This is a genomic window from Tenacibaculum singaporense, assembly GCF_003867015.1.
GTDB classification, from domain to species: domain Bacteria; phylum Bacteroidota; class Bacteroidia; order Flavobacteriales; family Flavobacteriaceae; genus Polaribacter; species Polaribacter singaporensis.
The window spans coordinates 2,623,520-2,643,681 of sequence record NZ_CP032548.1 but is presented as its reverse complement, the minus strand read 5'-3'; the positions used below and the strand labels follow the sequence as shown (position 1 = coordinate 2,643,681).

Annotated in this window: 3 protein-coding genes; all 3 read left to right on the top strand. The window is 41.4% G+C overall.

Annotation, left to right across the window (positions count from 1 at the left end; genetic code table 11):
• The first annotated feature begins 43 nt into the window (after positions 1-43).
• Genes D6T69_RS11635 through D6T69_RS11625 form a run of 3 tightly spaced genes read left to right on the top strand, consistent with a single transcriptional unit; the run spans position 44 to position 20,128 of the window.
• Entirely contained in the window at positions 44-16,996 is a 16,953-nt protein-coding gene (locus D6T69_RS11635; protein WP_125067892.1) for a T9SS type B sorting domain-containing protein, read from the top strand.
• A gap of 43 nt (positions 16,997-17,039) precedes the next feature.
• Complete coding sequence (locus tag D6T69_RS11630; RefSeq protein WP_125067891.1) at positions 17,040-17,960, top strand: PorP/SprF family type IX secretion system membrane protein; 921 nt, start codon at positions 17,040-17,042, stop codon at positions 17,958-17,960.
• An 11-nt stretch (positions 17,961-17,971) separates the two neighbouring features.
• On the top strand, positions 17,972-20,128 hold the full coding sequence (locus D6T69_RS11625; RefSeq protein ID WP_125067890.1) for an OmpA family protein: 2,157 nt from the start codon (positions 17,972-17,974) through the stop codon (positions 20,126-20,128).
• Positions 20,129-20,162: the final 34 nt, after the last annotated feature.

Sequence of the window (20,162 nt, the reverse complement as noted above, 5' to 3'; positions counted from 1 at the left end):
AAAAACTTGAGGCATAACATTGTATATAATAAAATGTATTAATATGGGGGAAAACTACGTTTCTAAAATCAGTACATATAAGAAGGTCTTCTTTTTAGTGTTAACGGTTTTTTTGTCAGCTAAATCTTTTGCGCAAGATACTTTTGCTGATAATTTCAACACACAATCTTACTCTATAAATAATGGGAGCCAAAACTGGTCTAGTAATTGGATAGAAACAGATCCTGATGGTAACGCTGGGCCTAATGGTAATTATGTAGGAATTACTGGAGGGAGGTTGTTTTTTCATTGGGCTTATCAAAATAATGAATCCATAAGAAGAAGCGCAAATCTATCAGCCTATTCTTCAGCAATACTATCCTTTGATTGGGAAACAGTTGGTTTGGATAATAATGAATCTTTACGTGTCCAAATTTCAAATAATGGAGGAGCTTCATATACTCAAATAGGTTCGTTAGAAGGAAATACTGCTGGGACTTTTAGTTTAGATATATCAGGATATATTTCATCTAATATTACTATTAGATTTATTAATACTCAGCAAAATTGGGAAAATGGCGAGTATGTTTATATAGACAATTTTTTAATAACAGCAACTTCATATTCTTTTGAATGTGATAAAGTGTATGCAACCTCTTCAACAACAGGAAGAACATCAATATACGAATTAGTAGGGGCTACTATGACACCCGTGTATACGGCTCCTCAAAGAATAGGTGGTTTGGCAATTAGTGCCGATGGTAATGCGTATTACGATGATGCTTCAGCATCATTTCCTTTGTATAGTTCAGATGGCTCAACTCAGGTGTCTGAAGGGGCTACGTTGCCAAATCAATTAGTTGGTCAAGGAGCGAATGCTGATGGAGATGTATACTATATTGATACTTCATATCATTTACGAGTAATAGAGAAAGGGTCGGGTACTGCTACCGATTTAGGAGCTCTAAACTTTGATACAGATACTATTGGAGCCACATTAGCAGCAGGAGATTTAGCTTTTGATGGTAATGGTCGCTTACATTGGTATGCTTCAGTAGGAGGTAGTGGAGCTTCTTATTTATTTATAATAAACACGAATACATTAGTAGCACAAAATCTAGGTAATGTAGGACCAAATGGAGCAACTGGGGTGGCTTTTGATAGTAGTGGAAACATGATTACTAGTACATCTAATGGAGATGGTACTAGTGAAATTTATTCTATAGACTTTTCGTCACCAACATTATCAGGAACTCTTATAGGTACAGCATCGCCAGGTGTATATGATATGGGGTCTTGCTCAACTCCAACCTATAACCCTATTTTATCAGCTACCAAATCTGTAAAAAACATAACAAAATCAGCAGATCCTGCTGTTATAGCTTTAAGCGGAGATGTGTTAGAATATACTATAGTGGTAAATAATACCGGTAATTTATCAGCATCTAATACTACGTTTACAGACGCAATACCAGCTTCAACGACTTATGTAGCAAATTCAACTCAGTTAAATGGGGTTTCGATATCCGATGTAGGTGGTAATATGCCGTACACTACAGCTACAGAAATACACTCGAGTACTCAGCCAGACGGAGTGGTTACTATTGGTGGTCCTGTTACTATCACGTTTAGAGTAACAGTAGATAATGGAGCGTTACCAGCTACTATTAATAATACAGGAACAGTAGAGTATCCTATTGTTACTGGTGGTGTTACAACTAATCAATCTGTTGATTCAAATACTGTAAGTACTCCTACAGGAGACATATGTACACTTGGTATAAATGATTCAGATGGTGATGGAATTGATGATATTTGTGATTTAGATGATGATAATGATGGTATTTTAGATACCGAAGAAGGAAGCTGTACTACTAATGATTTTACTATTTTCGGAGGTAATGGTGGAAGTACAACAAGCTTTTCTCAATCAGGAGTTTCTTCAGCTGTATTTAATTTTTATTATGTTGATAATTCTGTAGCAATAGAAATAAATGGGGGAGGTTTAAATGCAAATAATGTATTACAATTAGAGAATTTTATTAATTCTGGAGAGGTTATTATGGAATTTGTTTCAGACAATTCTTTAATGAGTACACCTTGGGTAGCAAATAATAATGGTTTACCAAGATTAAAGGTTGAAATTGATTTTTTAGGAAATGTTACAGTATACGGTTCTCGTTCAACAAGTTCTACATCTTTAGAGTTAATGCAACCCAGAGATGGTTCTTCTTTTAATACTATTTCTTTTTTAGCAGGAATCAATAACTTTAATGTTATAAATCAAGATGGTTCTGGTCCAGATGAAATAGGTGGAGTAGCTAGAATATATTCATCTTGTGTTGATACAGATAGTGACAATATCCCAGATTATTTAGATACTGATTCAGACGGAGATGGATGTTTTGATGCTATAGAGGGAGATGAGAATGTTTTTAGTTCTCACTTAAATCCTGACGGTAGTATCAACATCGCTGTTAATGGTGGAGTTGATACAAATGGTGTTCCTATTTTAGTAAATTCAGGAAGTGCAGATATAGGAGGAGATCAAGGACAAGGAGTAGGAACAAGTGCTACAGCAAATACAGATGCTGTACCTACCTTAATAATAACTAACCCAGAGGCGGTATGTAGTCCATCAACTGTAGATTTAACGGCTAGTACAGTAACAGACGGTGTCAATGGAAGTAGTTCTGCGGGCACATTAACCTATTGGACAGATTCAGCTGCGACTAATACCTTAGCGTCTCCTAACTCAATAGCTACTAGTGGAACTTATTATATAAAATTAACTTCAGTTAGTGGTTGTTATGAGATAGAACCAGTAACCATCATAGTAAACCCATTACCAACAGTAACAGCGAATGCAAGTGCAACGACGGTATGTGCAGGCGAAAGTGTAACCTTAACAGGAGGAGGAGCTGATAGTTATGTATGGGACAATGGAGTAAGCGATGGAGTATCTTTTGTACCAACTGCGACAACTACTTATACCGTAACGGGAACAGATGCGAACGGATGTGAGAATACCGCTCAGGTAACCATCACAGTAAACCCATTACCAACAGTAACAGCGAATGCAAGTGCAACGACGGTATGTGCAGGCGAAAGTGTAACCTTAACAGGAGGAGGAGCTGATAGTTATGTATGGGACAATGGAGTAAGCGATGGAGTATCTTTTGTACCAACTGCGACAACTACTTATACCGTAACGGGAACAGATGCGAACGGATGTGAGAATACCGCTCAGGTAACCATCACAGTAAACCCATTACCAACAGTAACAGCGAATGCAAGTGCAACGACGGTATGTGCAGGCGAAAGTGTAACCTTAACAGGAGGAGGAGCTGATAGTTATGTATGGGACAATGGAGTAAGCGATGGAGTATCTTTTGTACCAACTGCGACAACTACTTATACCGTAACGGGAACAGATGCGAACGGATGTGAGAATACCGCTCAGGTAACCATCACAGTAAACCCATTACCAACAGTAACAGCGAATGCAAGTGCAACGACGGTATGTGCAGGCGAAAGTGTAACCTTAACAGGAGGAGGAGCTGATAGTTATGTATGGGACAATGGAGTAAGCGATGGAGTATCTTTTGTACCAACTGCGACAACTACTTATACCGTAACGGGAACAGATGCGAACGGATGTGAGAATACCGCTCAGGTAACCATCACAGTAAACCCATTACCAACAGTAACAGCGAATGCAAGTGCAACGACGGTATGTGCAGGCGAAAGTGTAACCTTAACAGGAGGAGGAGCTGATAGTTATGTATGGGACAATGGAGTAAGCGATGGAGTATCTTTTGTACCAACTGCGACAACTACTTATACCGTAACGGGAACAGATGCGAACGGATGTGAGAATACCGCTCAGGTAACCATCACAGTAAACCCATTACCAACAGTAACAGCGAATGCAAGTGCAACGACGGTATGTGCAGGCGAAAGTGTAACCTTAACAGGAGGAGGAGCTGATAGTTATGTATGGGACAATGGAGTAAGCGATGGAGTATCTTTTGTACCAACTGCGACAACTACTTATACCGTAACGGGAACAGATGCGAACGGATGTGAGAATACCGCTCAGGTAACCATCACAGTAAACCCATTACCAACAGTAACAGCGAATGCAAGTGCAACGACGGTATGTGCAGGCGAAAGTGTAACCTTAACAGGAGGAGGAGCTGATAGTTATGTATGGGACAATGGAGTAAGCGATGGAGTATCTTTTGTACCAACTGCGACAACTACTTATACCGTAACGGGAACAGATGCGAACGGATGTGAGAATACCGCTCAGGTAACCATCACAGTAAACCCATTACCAACAGTAACAGCGAATGCAAGTGCAACGACGGTATGTGCAGGCGAAAGTGTAACCTTAACAGGAGGAGGAGCTGATAGTTATGTATGGGACAATGGAGTAAGCGATGGAGTATCTTTTGTACCAACTGCGACAACTACTTATACCGTAACGGGAACAGATGCGAACGGATGTGAGAATACCGCTCAGGTAACCATCACAGTAAACCCATTACCAACAGTAACAGCGAATGCAAGTGCAACGACGGTATGTGCAGGCGAAAGTGTAACCTTAACAGGAGGAGGAGCTGATAGTTATGTATGGGACAATGGAGTAAGCGATGGAGTATCTTTTGTACCAACTGCGACAACTACTTATACCGTAACGGGAACAGATGCGAACGGATGTGAGAATACCGCTCAGGTAACCATCACAGTAAACCCATTACCAACAGTAACAGCGAATGCAAGTGCAACGACGGTATGTGCAGGCGAAAGTGTAACCTTAACAGGAGGAGGAGCTGATAGTTATGTATGGGACAATGGAGTAAGCGATGGAGTATCTTTTGTACCAACTGCGACAACTACTTATACCGTAACGGGAACAGATGCGAACGGATGTGAGAATACCGCTCAGGTAACCATCACAGTAAACCCATTACCAACAGTAACAGCGAATGCAAGTGCAACGACGGTATGTGCAGGCGAAAGTGTAACCTTAACAGGAGGAGGAGCTGATAGTTATGTATGGGACAATGGAGTAAGCGATGGAGTATCTTTTGTACCAACTGCGACAACTACTTATACCGTAACGGGAACAGATGCGAACGGATGTGAGAATACCGCTCAGGTAACCATCACAGTAAACCCATTACCAACAGTAACAGCGAATGCAAGTGCAACGACGGTATGTGCAGGCGAAAGTGTAACCTTAACAGGAGGAGGAGCTGATAGTTATGTATGGGACAATGGAGTAAGCGATGGAGTATCTTTTGTACCAACTGCGACAACTACTTATACCGTAACGGGAACAGATGCGAACGGATGTGAGAATACCGCTCAGGTAACCATCACAGTAAACCCATTACCAACAGTAACAGCGAATGCAAGTGCAACGACGGTATGTGCAGGCGAAAGTGTAACCTTAACAGGAGGAGGAGCTGATAGTTATGTATGGGACAATGGAGTAAGCGATGGAGTATCTTTTGTACCAACTGCGACAACTACTTATACCGTAACGGGAACAGATGCGAACGGATGTGAGAATACCGCTCAGGTAACCATCACAGTAAACCCATTACCAACAGTAACAGCGAATGCAAGTGCAACGACGGTATGTGCAGGCGAAAGTGTAACCTTAACAGGAGGAGGAGCTGATAGTTATGTATGGGACAATGGAGTAAGCGATGGAGTATCTTTTGTACCAACTGCGACAACTACTTATACCGTAACGGGAACAGATGCGAACGGATGTGAGAATACCGCTCAGGTAACCATCACAGTAAACCCATTACCAACAGTAACAGCGAATGCAAGTGCAACGACGGTATGTGCAGGCGAAAGTGTAACCTTAACAGGAGGAGGAGCTGATAGTTATGTATGGGACAATGGAGTAAGCGATGGAGTATCTTTTGTACCAACTGCGACAACTACTTATACCGTAACGGGAACAGATGCGAACGGATGTGAGAATACCGCTCAGGTAACCATCACAGTAAACCCATTACCAACAGTAACAGCGAATGCAAGTGCAACGACGGTATGTGCAGGCGAAAGTGTAACCTTAACAGGAGGAGGAGCTGATAGTTATGTATGGGACAATGGAGTAAGCGATGGAGTATCTTTTGTACCAACTGCGACAACTACTTATACCGTAACGGGAACAGATGCGAACGGATGTGAGAATACCGCTCAGGTAACCATCACAGTAAACCCATTACCAACAGTAACAGCGAATGCAAGTGCAACGACGGTATGTGCAGGCGAAAGTGTAACCTTAACAGGAGGAGGAGCTGATAGTTATGTATGGGACAATGGAGTAAGCGATGGAGTATCTTTTGTACCAACTGCGACAACTACTTATACCGTAACGGGAACAGATGCGAACGGATGTGAGAATACCGCTCAGGTAACCATCACAGTAAACCCATTACCAACAGTAACAGCGAATGCAAGTGCAACGACGGTATGTGCAGGCGAAAGTGTAACCTTAACAGGAGGAGGAGCTGATAGTTATGTATGGGACAATGGAGTAAGCGATGGAGTATCTTTTGTACCAACTGCGACAACTACTTATACCGTAACGGGAACAGATGCGAACGGATGTGAGAATACCGCTCAGGTAACCATCACAGTAAACCCATTACCAACAGTAACAGCGAATGCAAGTGCAACGACGGTATGTGCAGGCGAAAGTGTAACCTTAACAGGAGGAGGAGCTGATAGTTATGTATGGGACAATGGAGTAAGCGATGGAGTATCTTTTGTACCAACTGCGACAACTACTTATACCGTAACGGGAACAGATGCGAACGGATGTGAGAATACCGCTCAGGTAACCATCACAGTAAACCCATTACCAACAGTAACAGCGAATGCAAGTGCAACGACGGTATGTGCAGGCGAAAGTGTAACCTTAACAGGAGGAGGAGCTGATAGTTATGTATGGGACAATGGAGTAAGCGATGGAGTATCTTTTGTACCAACTGCGACAACTACTTATACCGTAACGGGAACAGATGCGAACGGATGTGAGAATACCGCTCAGGTAACCATCACAGTAAACCCATTACCAACAGTAACAGCGAATGCAAGTGCAACGACGGTATGTGCAGGCGAAAGTGTAACCTTAACAGGAGGAGGAGCTGATAGTTATGTATGGGACAATGGAGTAAGCGATGGAGTATCTTTTGTACCAACTGCGACAACTACTTATACCGTAACGGGAACAGATGCGAACGGATGTGAGAATACCGCTCAGGTAACCATCACAGTAAACCCATTACCAACAGTAACAGCGAATGCAAGTGCAACGACGGTATGTGCAGGCGAAAGTGTAACCTTAACAGGAGGAGGAGCTGATAGTTATGTATGGGACAATGGAGTAAGCGATGGAGTATCTTTTGTACCAACTGCGACAACTACTTATACCGTAACGGGAACAGATGCGAACGGATGTGAGAATACCGCTCAGGTAACCATCACAGTAAACCCATTACCAACAGTAACAGCGAATGCAAGTGCAACGACGGTATGTGCAGGCGAAAGTGTAACCTTAACAGGAGGAGGAGCTGATAGTTATGTATGGGACAATGGAGTAAGCGATGGAGTATCTTTTGTACCAACTGCGACAACTACTTATACCGTAACGGGAACAGATGCGAACGGATGTGAGAATACCGCTCAGGTAACCATCACAGTAAACCCATTACCAACAGTAACAGCGAATGCAAGTGCAACGACGGTATGTGCAGGCGAAAGTGTAACCTTAACAGGAGGAGGAGCTGATAGTTATGTATGGGACAATGGAGTAAGCGATGGAGTATCTTTTGTACCAACTGCGACAACTACTTATACCGTAACGGGAACAGATGCGAACGGATGTGAGAATACCGCTCAGGTAACCATCACAGTAAACCCATTACCAACAGTAACAGCGAATGCAAGTGCAACGACGGTATGTGCAGGCGAAAGTGTAACCTTAACAGGAGGAGGAGCTGATAGTTATGTATGGGACAATGGAGTAAGCGATGGAGTATCTTTTGTACCAACTGCGACAACTACTTATACCGTAACGGGAACAGATGCGAACGGATGTGAGAATACCGCTCAGGTAACCATCACAGTAAACCCATTACCAACAGTAACAGCGAATGCAAGTGCAACGACGGTATGTGCAGGCGAAAGTGTAACCTTAACAGGAGGAGGAGCTGATAGTTATGTATGGGACAATGGAGTAAGCGATGGAGTATCTTTTGTACCAACTGCGACAACTACTTATACCGTAACGGGAACAGATGCGAACGGATGTGAGAATACCGCTCAGGTAACCATCACAGTAAACCCATTACCAACAGTAACAGCGAATGCAAGTGCAACGACGGTATGTGCAGGCGAAAGTGTAACCTTAACAGGAGGAGGAGCTGATAGTTATGTATGGGACAATGGAGTAAGCGATGGAGTATCTTTTGTACCAACTGCGACAACTACTTATACCGTAACGGGAACAGATGCGAACGGATGTGAGAATACCGCTCAGGTAACCATCACAGTAAACCCATTACCAACAGTAACAGCGAATGCAAGTGCAACGACGGTATGTGCAGGCGAAAGTGTAACCTTAACAGGAGGAGGAGCTGATAGTTATGTATGGGACAATGGAGTAAGCGATGGAGTATCTTTTGTACCAACTGCGACAACTACTTATACCGTAACGGGAACAGATGCGAACGGATGTGAGAATACCGCTCAGGTAACCATCACAGTAAACCCATTACCAACAGTAACAGCGAATGCAAGTGCAACGACGGTATGTGCAGGCGAAAGTGTAACCTTAACAGGAGGAGGAGCTGATAGTTATGTATGGGACAATGGAGTAAGCGATGGAGTATCTTTTGTACCAACTGCGACAACTACTTATACCGTAACGGGAACAGATGCGAACGGATGTGAGAATACCGCTCAGGTAACCATCACAGTAAACCCATTACCAACAGTAACAGCGAATGCAAGTGCAACGACGGTATGTGCAGGCGAAAGTGTAACCTTAACAGGAGGAGGAGCTGATAGTTATGTATGGGACAATGGAGTAAGCGATGGAGTATCTTTTGTACCAACTGCGACAACTACTTATACCGTAACGGGAACAGATGCGAACGGATGTGAGAATACCGCTCAGGTAACCATCACAGTAAACCCATTACCAACAGTAACAGCGAATGCAAGTGCAACGACGGTATGTGCAGGCGAAAGTGTAACCTTAACAGGAGGAGGAGCTGATAGTTATGTATGGGACAATGGAGTAAGCGATGGAGTATCTTTTGTACCAACTGCGACAACTACTTATACCGTAACGGGAACAGATGCGAACGGATGTGAGAATACCGCTCAGGTAACCATCACAGTAAACCCATTACCAACAGTAACAGCGAATGCAAGTGCAACGACGGTATGTGCAGGCGAAAGTGTAACCTTAACAGGAGGAGGAGCTGATAGTTATGTATGGGACAATGGAGTAAGCGATGGAGTATCTTTTGTACCAACTGCGACAACTACTTATACCGTAACGGGAACAGATGCGAACGGATGTGAGAATACCGCTCAGGTAACCATCACAGTAAACCCATTACCAACAGTAACAGCGAATGCAAGTGCAACGACGGTATGTGCAGGCGAAAGTGTAACCTTAACAGGAGGAGGAGCTGATAGTTATGTATGGGACAATGGAGTAAGCGATGGAGTATCTTTTGTACCAACTGCGACAACTACTTATACCGTAACGGGAACAGATGCGAACGGATGTGAGAATACCGCTCAGGTAACCATCACAGTAAACCCATTACCAACAGTAACAGCGAATGCAAGTGCAACGACGGTATGTGCAGGCGAAAGTGTAACCTTAACAGGAGGAGGAGCTGATAGTTATGTATGGGACAATGGAGTAAGCGATGGAGTATCTTTTGTACCAACTGCGACAACTACTTATACCGTAACGGGAACAGATGCGAACGGATGTGAGAATACCGCTCAGGTAACCATCACAGTAAACCCATTACCAACAGTAACAGCGAATGCAAGTGCAACGACGGTATGTGCAGGCGAAAGTGTAACCTTAACAGGAGGAGGAGCTGATAGTTATGTATGGGACAATGGAGTAAGCGATGGAGTATCTTTTGTACCAACTGCGACAACTACTTATACCGTAACGGGAACAGATGCGAACGGATGTGAGAATACCGCTCAGGTAACCATCACAGTAAACCCATTACCAACAGTAACAGCGAATGCAAGTGCAACGACGGTATGTGCAGGCGAAAGTGTAACCTTAACAGGAGGAGGAGCTGATAGTTATGTATGGGACAATGGAGTAAGCGATGGAGTATCTTTTGTACCAACTGCGACAACTACTTATACCGTAACGGGAACAGATGCGAACGGATGTGAGAATACCGCTCAGGTAACCATCACAGTAAACCCATTACCAACAGTAACAGCGAATGCAAGTGCAACGACGGTATGTGCAGGCGAAAGTGTAACCTTAACAGGAGGAGGAGCTGATAGTTATGTATGGGACAATGGAGTAAGCGATGGAGTATCTTTTGTACCAACTGCGACAACTACTTATACCGTAACGGGAACAGATGCGAACGGATGTGAGAATACCGCTCAGGTAACCATCACAGTAAACCCATTACCAACAGTAACAGCGAATGCAAGTGCAACGACGGTATGTGCAGGCGAAAGTGTAACCTTAACAGGAGGAGGAGCTGATAGTTATGTATGGGACAATGGAGTAAGCGATGGAGTATCTTTTGTACCAACTGCGACAACTACTTATACCGTAACGGGAACAGATGCGAACGGATGTGAGAATACCGCTCAGGTAACCATCACAGTAAACCCATTACCAACAGTAACAGCGAATGCAAGTGCAACGACGGTATGTGCAGGCGAAAGTGTAACCTTAACAGGAGGAGGAGCTGATAGTTATGTATGGGACAATGGAGTAAGCGATGGAGTATCTTTTGTACCAACTGCGACAACTACTTATACCGTAACGGGAACAGATGCGAACGGATGTGAGAATACCGCTCAGGTAACCATCACAGTAAACCCATTACCAACAGTAACAGCGAATGCAAGTGCAACGACGGTATGTGCAGGCGAAAGTGTAACCTTAACAGGAGGAGGAGCTGATAGTTATGTATGGGACAATGGAGTAAGCGATGGAGTATCTTTTGTACCAACTGCGACAACTACTTATACCGTAACGGGAACAGATGCGAACGGATGTGAGAATACCGCTCAGGTAACCATCACAGTAAACCCATTACCAACAGTAACAGCGAATGCAAGTGCAACGACGGTATGTGCAGGCGAAAGTGTAACCTTAACAGGAGGAGGAGCTGATAGTTATGTATGGGACAATGGAGTAAGCGATGGAGTATCTTTTGTACCAACTGCGACAACTACTTATACCGTAACGGGAACAGATGCGAACGGATGTGAGAATACCGCTCAGGTAACCATCACAGTAAACCCATTACCAACAGTAACAGCGAATGCAAGTGCAACGACGGTATGTGCAGGCGAAAGTGTAACCTTAACAGGAGGAGGAGCTGATAGTTATGTATGGGACAATGGAGTAAGCGATGGAGTATCTTTTGTACCAACTGCGACAACTACTTATACCGTAACGGGAACAGATGCGAACGGATGTGAGAATACCGCTCAGGTAACCATCACAGTAAACCCATTACCAACAGTAACAGCGAATGCAAGTGCAACGACGGTATGTGCAGGCGAAAGTGTAACCTTAACAGGAGGAGGAGCTGATAGTTATGTATGGGACAATGGAGTAAGCGATGGAGTATCTTTTGTACCAACTGCGACAACTACTTATACCGTAACGGGAACAGATGCGAACGGATGTGAGAATACCGCTCAGGTAACCATCACAGTAAACCCATTACCAACAGTAACAGCGAATGCAAGTGCAACGACGGTATGTGCAGGCGAAAGTGTAACCTTAACAGGAGGAGGAGCTGATAGTTATGTATGGGACAATGGAGTAAGCGATGGAGTATCTTTTGTACCAACTGCGACAACTACTTATACCGTAACGGGAACAGATGCGAACGGATGTGAGAATACCGCTCAGGTAACCATCACAGTAAACCCATTACCAACAGTAACAGCGAATGCAAGTGCAACGACGGTATGTGCAGGCGAAAGTGTAACCTTAACAGGAGGAGGAGCTGATAGTTATGTATGGGACAATGGAGTAAGCGATGGAGTATCTTTTGTACCAACTGCGACAACTACTTATACCGTAACGGGAACAGATGCGAACGGATGTGAGAATACCGCTCAGGTAACCATCACAGTAAACCCATTACCAACAGTAACAGCGAATGCAAGTGCAACGACGGTATGTGCAGGCGAAAGTGTAACCTTAACAGGAGGAGGAGCTGATAGTTATGTATGGGACAATGGAGTAAGCGATGGAGTATCTTTTGTACCAACTGCGACAACTACTTATACCGTAACGGGAACAGATGCGAACGGATGTGAGAATACCGCTCAGGTAACCATCACAGTAAACCCATTACCAACAGTAACAGCGAATGCAAGTGCAACGACGGTATGTGCAGGCGAAAGTGTAACCTTAACAGGAGGAGGAGCTGATAGTTATGTATGGGACAATGGAGTAAGCGATGGAGTATCTTTTGTACCAACTGCGACAACTACTTATACCGTAACGGGAACAGATGCGAACGGATGTGAGAATACCGCTCAGGTAACCATCACAGTAAACCCATTACCAACAGTAACAGCGAATGCAAGTGCAACGACGGTATGTGCAGGCGAAAGTGTAACCTTAACAGGAGGAGGAGCTGATAGTTATGTATGGGACAATGGAGTAAGCGATGGAGTATCTTTTGTACCAACTGCGACAACTACTTATACCGTAACGGGAACAGATGCGAACGGATGTGAGAATACCGCTCAGGTAACCATCACAGTAAACCCATTACCAACAGTAACAGCGAATGCAAGTGCAACGACGGTATGTGCAGGCGAAAGTGTAACCTTAACAGGAGGAGGAGCTGATAGTTATGTATGGGACAATGGAGTAAGCGATGGAGTATCTTTTGTACCAACTGCGACAACTACTTATACCGTAACGGGAACAGATGCGAACGGATGTGAGAATACCGCTCAGGTAACCATCACAGTAAACCCATTACCAACAGTAACAGCGAATGCAAGTGCAACGACGGTATGTGCAGGCGAAAGTGTAACCTTAACAGGAGGAGGAGCTGATAGTTATGTATGGGACAATGGAGTAAGCGATGGAGTATCTTTTGTACCAACTGCGACAACTACTTATACCGTAACGGGAACAGATGCGAACGGATGTGAGAATACCGCTCAGGTAACCATCACAGTAAACCCATTACCAACAGTAACAGCGAATGCAAGTGCAACGACGGTATGTGCAGGCGAAAGTGTAACCTTAACAGGAGGAGGAGCTGATAGTTATGTATGGGACAATGGAGTAAGCGATGGAGTATCTTTTGTACCAACTGCGACAACTACTTATACCGTAACGGGAACAGATGCGAACGGATGTGAGAATACCGCTCAGGTAACCATCACAGTAAACCCATTACCAACAGTAACAGCGAATGCAAGTGCAACGACGGTATGTGCAGGCGAAAGTGTAACCTTAACAGGAGGAGGAGCTGATAGTTATGTATGGGACAATGGAGTAAGCGATGGAGTATCTTTTGTACCAACTGCGACAACTACTTATACCGTAACGGGAACAGATGCGAACGGATGTGAGAATACCGCTCAGGTAACCATCACAGTAAACCCATTACCAACAGTAACAGCGAATGCAAGTGCAACGACGGTATGTGCAGGCGAAAGTGTAACCTTAACAGGAGGAGGAGCTGATAGTTATGTATGGGACAATGGAGTAAGCGATGGAGTATCTTTTGTACCAACTGCGACAACTACTTATACCGTAACGGGAACAGATGCGAACGGATGTGAGAATACCGCTCAGGTAACCATCACAGTAAACCCATTACCAACAGTAACAGCGAATGCAAGTGCAACGACGGTATGTGCAGGCGAAAGTGTAACCTTAACAGGAGGAGGAGCTGATAGTTATGTATGGGACAATGGAGTAAGCGATGGAGTATCTTTTGTACCAACTGCGACAACTACTTATACCGTAACGGGAACAGATGCGAACGGATGTGAGAATACCGCTCAGGTAACCATCACAGTAAACCCATTACCAACAGTAACAGCGAATGCAAGTGCAACGACGGTATGTGCAGGCGAAAGTGTAACCTTAACAGGAGGAGGAGCTGATAGTTATGTATGGGACAATGGAGTAAGCGATGGAGTATCTTTTGTACCAACTGCGACAACTACTTATACCGTAACGGGAACAGATGCGAACGGATGTGAGAATACCGCTCAGGTAACCATCACAGTAAACCCATTACCAACAGTAACAGCGAATGCAAGTGCAACGACGGTATGTGCAGGCGAAAGTGTAACCTTAACAGGAGGAGGAGCTGATAGTTATGTATGGGACAATGGAGTAAGCGATGGAGTATCTTTTGTACCAACTGCGACAACTACTTATACCGTAACGGGAACAGATGCGAACGGATGTGAGAATACCGCTCAGGTAACCATCACAGTAAACCCATTACCAACAGTAACAGCGAATGCAAGTGCAACGACGGTATGTGCAGGCGAAAGTGTAACCTTAACAGGAGGAGGAGCTGATAGTTATGTATGGGACAATGGAGTAAGCGATGGAGTATCTTTTGTACCAACTGCGACAACTACTTATACCGTAACGGGAACAGATGCGAACGGATGTGAGAATACCGCTCAGGTAACCATCACAGTAAACCCATTACCAACAGTAACAGCGAATGCAAGTGCAACGACGGTATGTGCAGGCGAAAGTGTAACCTTAACAGGAGGAGGAGCTGATAGTTATGTATGGGACAATGGAGTAAGCGATGGAGTATCTTTTGTACCAACTGCGACAACTACTTATACCGTAACGGGAACAGATGCGAACGGATGTGAGAATACCGCTCAGGTAACCATCACAGTAAACCCATTACCAACAGTAACAGCGAATGCAAGTGCAACGACGGTATGTGCAGGCGAAAGTGTAACCTTAACAGGAGGAGGAGCTGATAGTTATGTATGGGACAATGGAGTAAGCGATGGAGTATCTTTTGTACCAACTGCGACAACTACTTATACCGTAACGGGAACAGATGCGAACGGATGTGAGAATACCGCTCAGGTAACCATCACAGTAAACCCATTACCAAATGCAGGAACCAACGGAACGTTAACAATTTGTGAAGGAACAACAGTAACAGAGACACAGTTATTTGAAGCATTAGGGGGAACACCAGACACAGGAGGAAGCTGGTCACCAGTTTTAGCTGGAGGAGGAACTTATACCTATAGGGTACCAGCAACAGGCCAATGTACAACAGATGCAATATCAGAGGTAGTGGTAACAGAAGAGGCAACTCCTTCAGCACCAATTATATCAGTTGAAAGAGCTACATGTTCAACACCAGGTAGAGCTGTAATTAGTAATTATGATTCAAGTTTGACCTATATTTTCAACGACTCTACGTTAGATGTTGATGCAAACGGTGTTATTAGCGGATATGTTTTTGGAATTACTTATACAGTAAGTGCAAGTAGTAGTTGTGCAAGGGGGGCTTCTGAAGATTTTGTAGTGAATGGTAGATTGTCAGGAGAAAATTGTATAGATACAGATAATGATGGTATCCCAGATGCTGTAGACGTGGATGATGATAATGATGGTATCCCAGATGTAGAGGAAGGAGATGGTTCGGTAGATACAGATAATGATGGGGTTCCAGACTCTTTAGATTTAGATTCAGATAACGATGGTATTAATGATGTGATAGAAGGAGGAGATGGAGATTTAGATACCAACGGAGATGGTGTTATTGATTCTAATGATTCAGGGTATACAGATGCTAACGGAGATGGACAGGCTGATGATTCTGTAGATGATGATGAAGAGCCAGATACGGATGGTGATGGTACTCCAGATTATCAAGATTTGGATAGTGACAATGATGGTATTAATGATGTTATTGAGGGAGGAAATGAAAGTTCTGATACTAATGGAGATGGAGTTATAGACTCTAATGATACAGGAGGTTCAGATTCTGATGGTGATGGAATTTCTGATAGTGTTGATGGAGATGCGGGTAATTTTGGTGAAGGAGATAATGGAGATAATACCCCAGTAGACACAGACGAGGATGGTATTCCTGATTATCAAGATTTAGATAGTGATGATGATGGAATTAATGATGTAGTAGAAGGAGGAAATTCTGATGAAGATGGAGACGGTCAAGTAGATAATCCTTCTGAAGATACGGATGGAGATGGTATAGCTGATAGTGTGGATGGGTTAGATGGTCATGGAGATGCAAACTCTCCAGATAATGATACAGATCCAACTGACCCTAATAGTGGAGGAAATGGCGTAGTAGGTGATAGCGGAATAGATTCTGATGGAGATGGTATTGCAGATAGTGTAGATGGATTAGACGGCTTTGGTGATGCTATTGAAGAAGACACTTGTGTAAAGGTTAATAACCTTATGAGTCCAAATGGAGATTCAGCAAACAGTTATTTACATATCGATTGTATTGAGAATTTCCCAAGTAATACTATTGAAATTTTTAATAGATGGGGTAACACGGTATATAGAGCAAAAGGGTATAATAATAGTAGTATTGTTTTCAGAGGAATTTCTGAAGGAAGAGCAAATATAAATGTAGGTGATAAATTGCCAGTTGGAACATACTTCTATATTTTAGACCTTGGAAACGGAAGTAAAGTTAAAAAAGGCTGGATTTATATAAATAGATAATCTGGATTTATAAAAAAGACTGATGAATAAAAGTTTTAATCAAATGAAATTATATTTAAGTTTAATCTTAATATGTGCAATGAGTATCTGTATAACCACAAATATTCATGCACAACAAGATCCTCAGTATACTCAGTATATGTATAATACCATGAATGTGAATCCAGCTTATGCAGGATCAAGAGGGCATACAGTAATTACAGCTCTAGGTAGAATGCAATGGGTAGGTTTTGAAGGAGCTCCAAATACTCAAAATTTATCATATGATACTCCTTTAGGATACTCTGGGTTAGGATTAGGAGTTAACTTAATGAATGACCAAGTAGGACCATCTAGTGAAATATATTTAGATGCTAATGTTTCTTATAATATCCAAACCGGAGAAGAAGGAAATTTAGCTTTTGGTTTACGTTTAGGAGGTAGACTTTTAAATATAGACTGGTCAAAAGGAACGTATAAAGATGATGAAGTGGTTTTTCAAGATAATATCAATAAGTTCTTACCAACAGTTGGGGCAGGTATTTATTACCACCAACCACAATGGTATGTCGGATTATCAGTACCAAATATTTTAAGAATGGAGCATTACGATGCCGATACTCCAGGAGAAGTAGCTGTAGAAAGAATGCACTTTTTCTTAATAGCAGGGTATGTTTTTGATATAAATGAAGACTTAAAATTTAAACCAGCTGCTTTACTAAAAGGAGTTTCAGGAGCTCCATTATCATTAGATATCTCAGCAAATTTATTGTTTAATGAAAAATTTAGAGTTGGAGCTTCATGGAGGTGGGATGATTCTGTAAGTGCACTTTTAGGTTTTCAAGCAACAGACTCTTTGCTTATTGGATATTCATATGATTTAACAACATCAAACTATAATGTAACAAATTCGGGAACACACGAAATTATGTTACAGTATGAAATATTTAAAGATATTAGATATAGGTCCCCAAGATTCTTCTAAAAAAGGAAAAAATGAATTTTAAAAAATTACTAGCGTTAACAGCATTGTTAGTGTTAACTGTGAATGTTTTTGGTCAGAGTAGAAAGGTAGCAGATCGTTATTTTGAAGAGTTTTCTTATGTTCAATCAGCTAAATTATATAAAGATTTAGTATTAATCAAAGGGGATAGCTCTCAACATGTATTAAGCAGGTTAGCAGAATCTTATTATAATAATTCAGATACTAAAGAAGCAGAAGTTTGGTACCAAAAACTTATTTCTAATTTTAACGAAAAAGTTGAAGAAAAACATTTATTTAAGTACGCTCAAGCTTTAAGGAGTAATGGGAAATATAAAAAATCAGACTCAATATTTTTAACATTAGCTCAAGCTCGAAAGAGTAGTCTAAATGAAGAGCTTAAGAAGGATAGTTATTTATCAGATTACAACAATCAAGAAAAAAGGATAGGGGTAAGAAATTTAGCAATAAATACACCATATTCAGATTTTGGAGGGTTCTTATTGAATGGAAAATCATATTTTTCATCTTCTGTACCTAATGATTCAAAAAGACAAAAAATATATAAATGGAATAATCAACCATTCTTAAATATTTACAAGGCAGAAGAGGAAATACAAACATTGGAAGGTAGTAAACAAGATACTATCCTAGTTTTAGGAAACATTCAAAAGCTTGGAGAACCAATAGCTTCTGAACTTCATGAATCTACGCCTATTTTTACAAAAGATGGGAAAACAATTTACTTTACAAGAAACAACTCAGAAGGAAAAAGGGCTAGAAGAAGTAAGAAAAATACATCTAACTTAAAAATTTACAAGGCTAGTTATGTGAATGGTTATTGGGTTAATGTTAAAGAGTTACCATTTAATAATGATGAGTATTCCACAGGGCACCCAGCCTTAAGTCCAGATGAAAAAACATTATATTTTGTTTCTAATATGCCTGGAGGATATGGACAATCTGATATTTATAAGGTTGAAATAAAAGGTAAAGATGAGTACGGGGAACCTGTAAATTTGGGAAGTACTATAAATACACCTGAAAAAGAAGTTTTTCCTTATGTAGGGGATGATAATGTACTATATTTTTCATCAAATGGGCATTTAGGTTTAGGTCTTCTTGATATTTTTCAGGCAAAGATTAATGACAATGGTACATTATCTTCACCAGAAAATTTAGGATATCCATTTAATAGTAAAAAAGACGACTTTTCATTTTTTATAAGTAAAAATGGAAAAAGAGGTTTCTTCTCGTCAAATAGAGAAAAAGGAAAAGGTGATGATGATATCTATAGCTTCTTCATCTACACAGACCCACCAGTTTGTACACAAATTGTTAAAGGAGTAATAAAGAATAACAAAACAAATGCTCCAGTAGATGCAGCTGTGATAAAGTTAATTAATAAGGAAAAAGAAATTATAGCAGAAACAGTTTCTGATAGTTTAGGTAACTATACTTTTAAAGATGTGCCATGTAATAATACCTATACAGTTACAGCAACTAAATTAGATCATAGATCAGGTAGAAGCGTTGTATCAACTAATAGTAAAAGGAATAATGAAGTAACAGCAAACATAAAATTAACGCCGTTAATTATAGGAAACCAAATAGTAATAAAACCTATTTATTTTGATTATGATAAATCTGTTATTAGAGAGGATGCTGAATATGAATTAGAAAATATTGTAACAGTAATGACAAATCATCCTGAAATAGTGATTAAAATAGAATCACATACAGATAGTCGTGGTCGTAAAGATTATAATAGAATGTTGTCTGATAAAAGAGCAAAATCTACTAGAGATTATATTTTATCAAGAGGTATTGCAAGTAATAGAATTGAAAGCGCTATAGGTTACGGAGAAGATAAACCATTAAATGATTGTGTTGATGGAAAAAAATGTACTGAAGAAGAATACCAATTAAACAGACGTTCATATTTTTACATTATAAAAGGAAGTGAATCTATAGAAATACGACAAGAGCAAGAAAAGAGAAGAGTAAGGAAAAGAATAGCAACTAAAAAAAGTAATTTTTTAGAGTTTTTAAGTAAGAATTTAAAGAGGTCAGGACGAAGTTTAAGGCCTGAGAATAATAAGTGTTTTAAAGGAAAAGAAGAAGATTGTGATAAAATAGATAAAGAAGTAAAAGTGAATTACAGAAATTAAAATTTCTTTACTAATAACTGTGATATAATTAAGT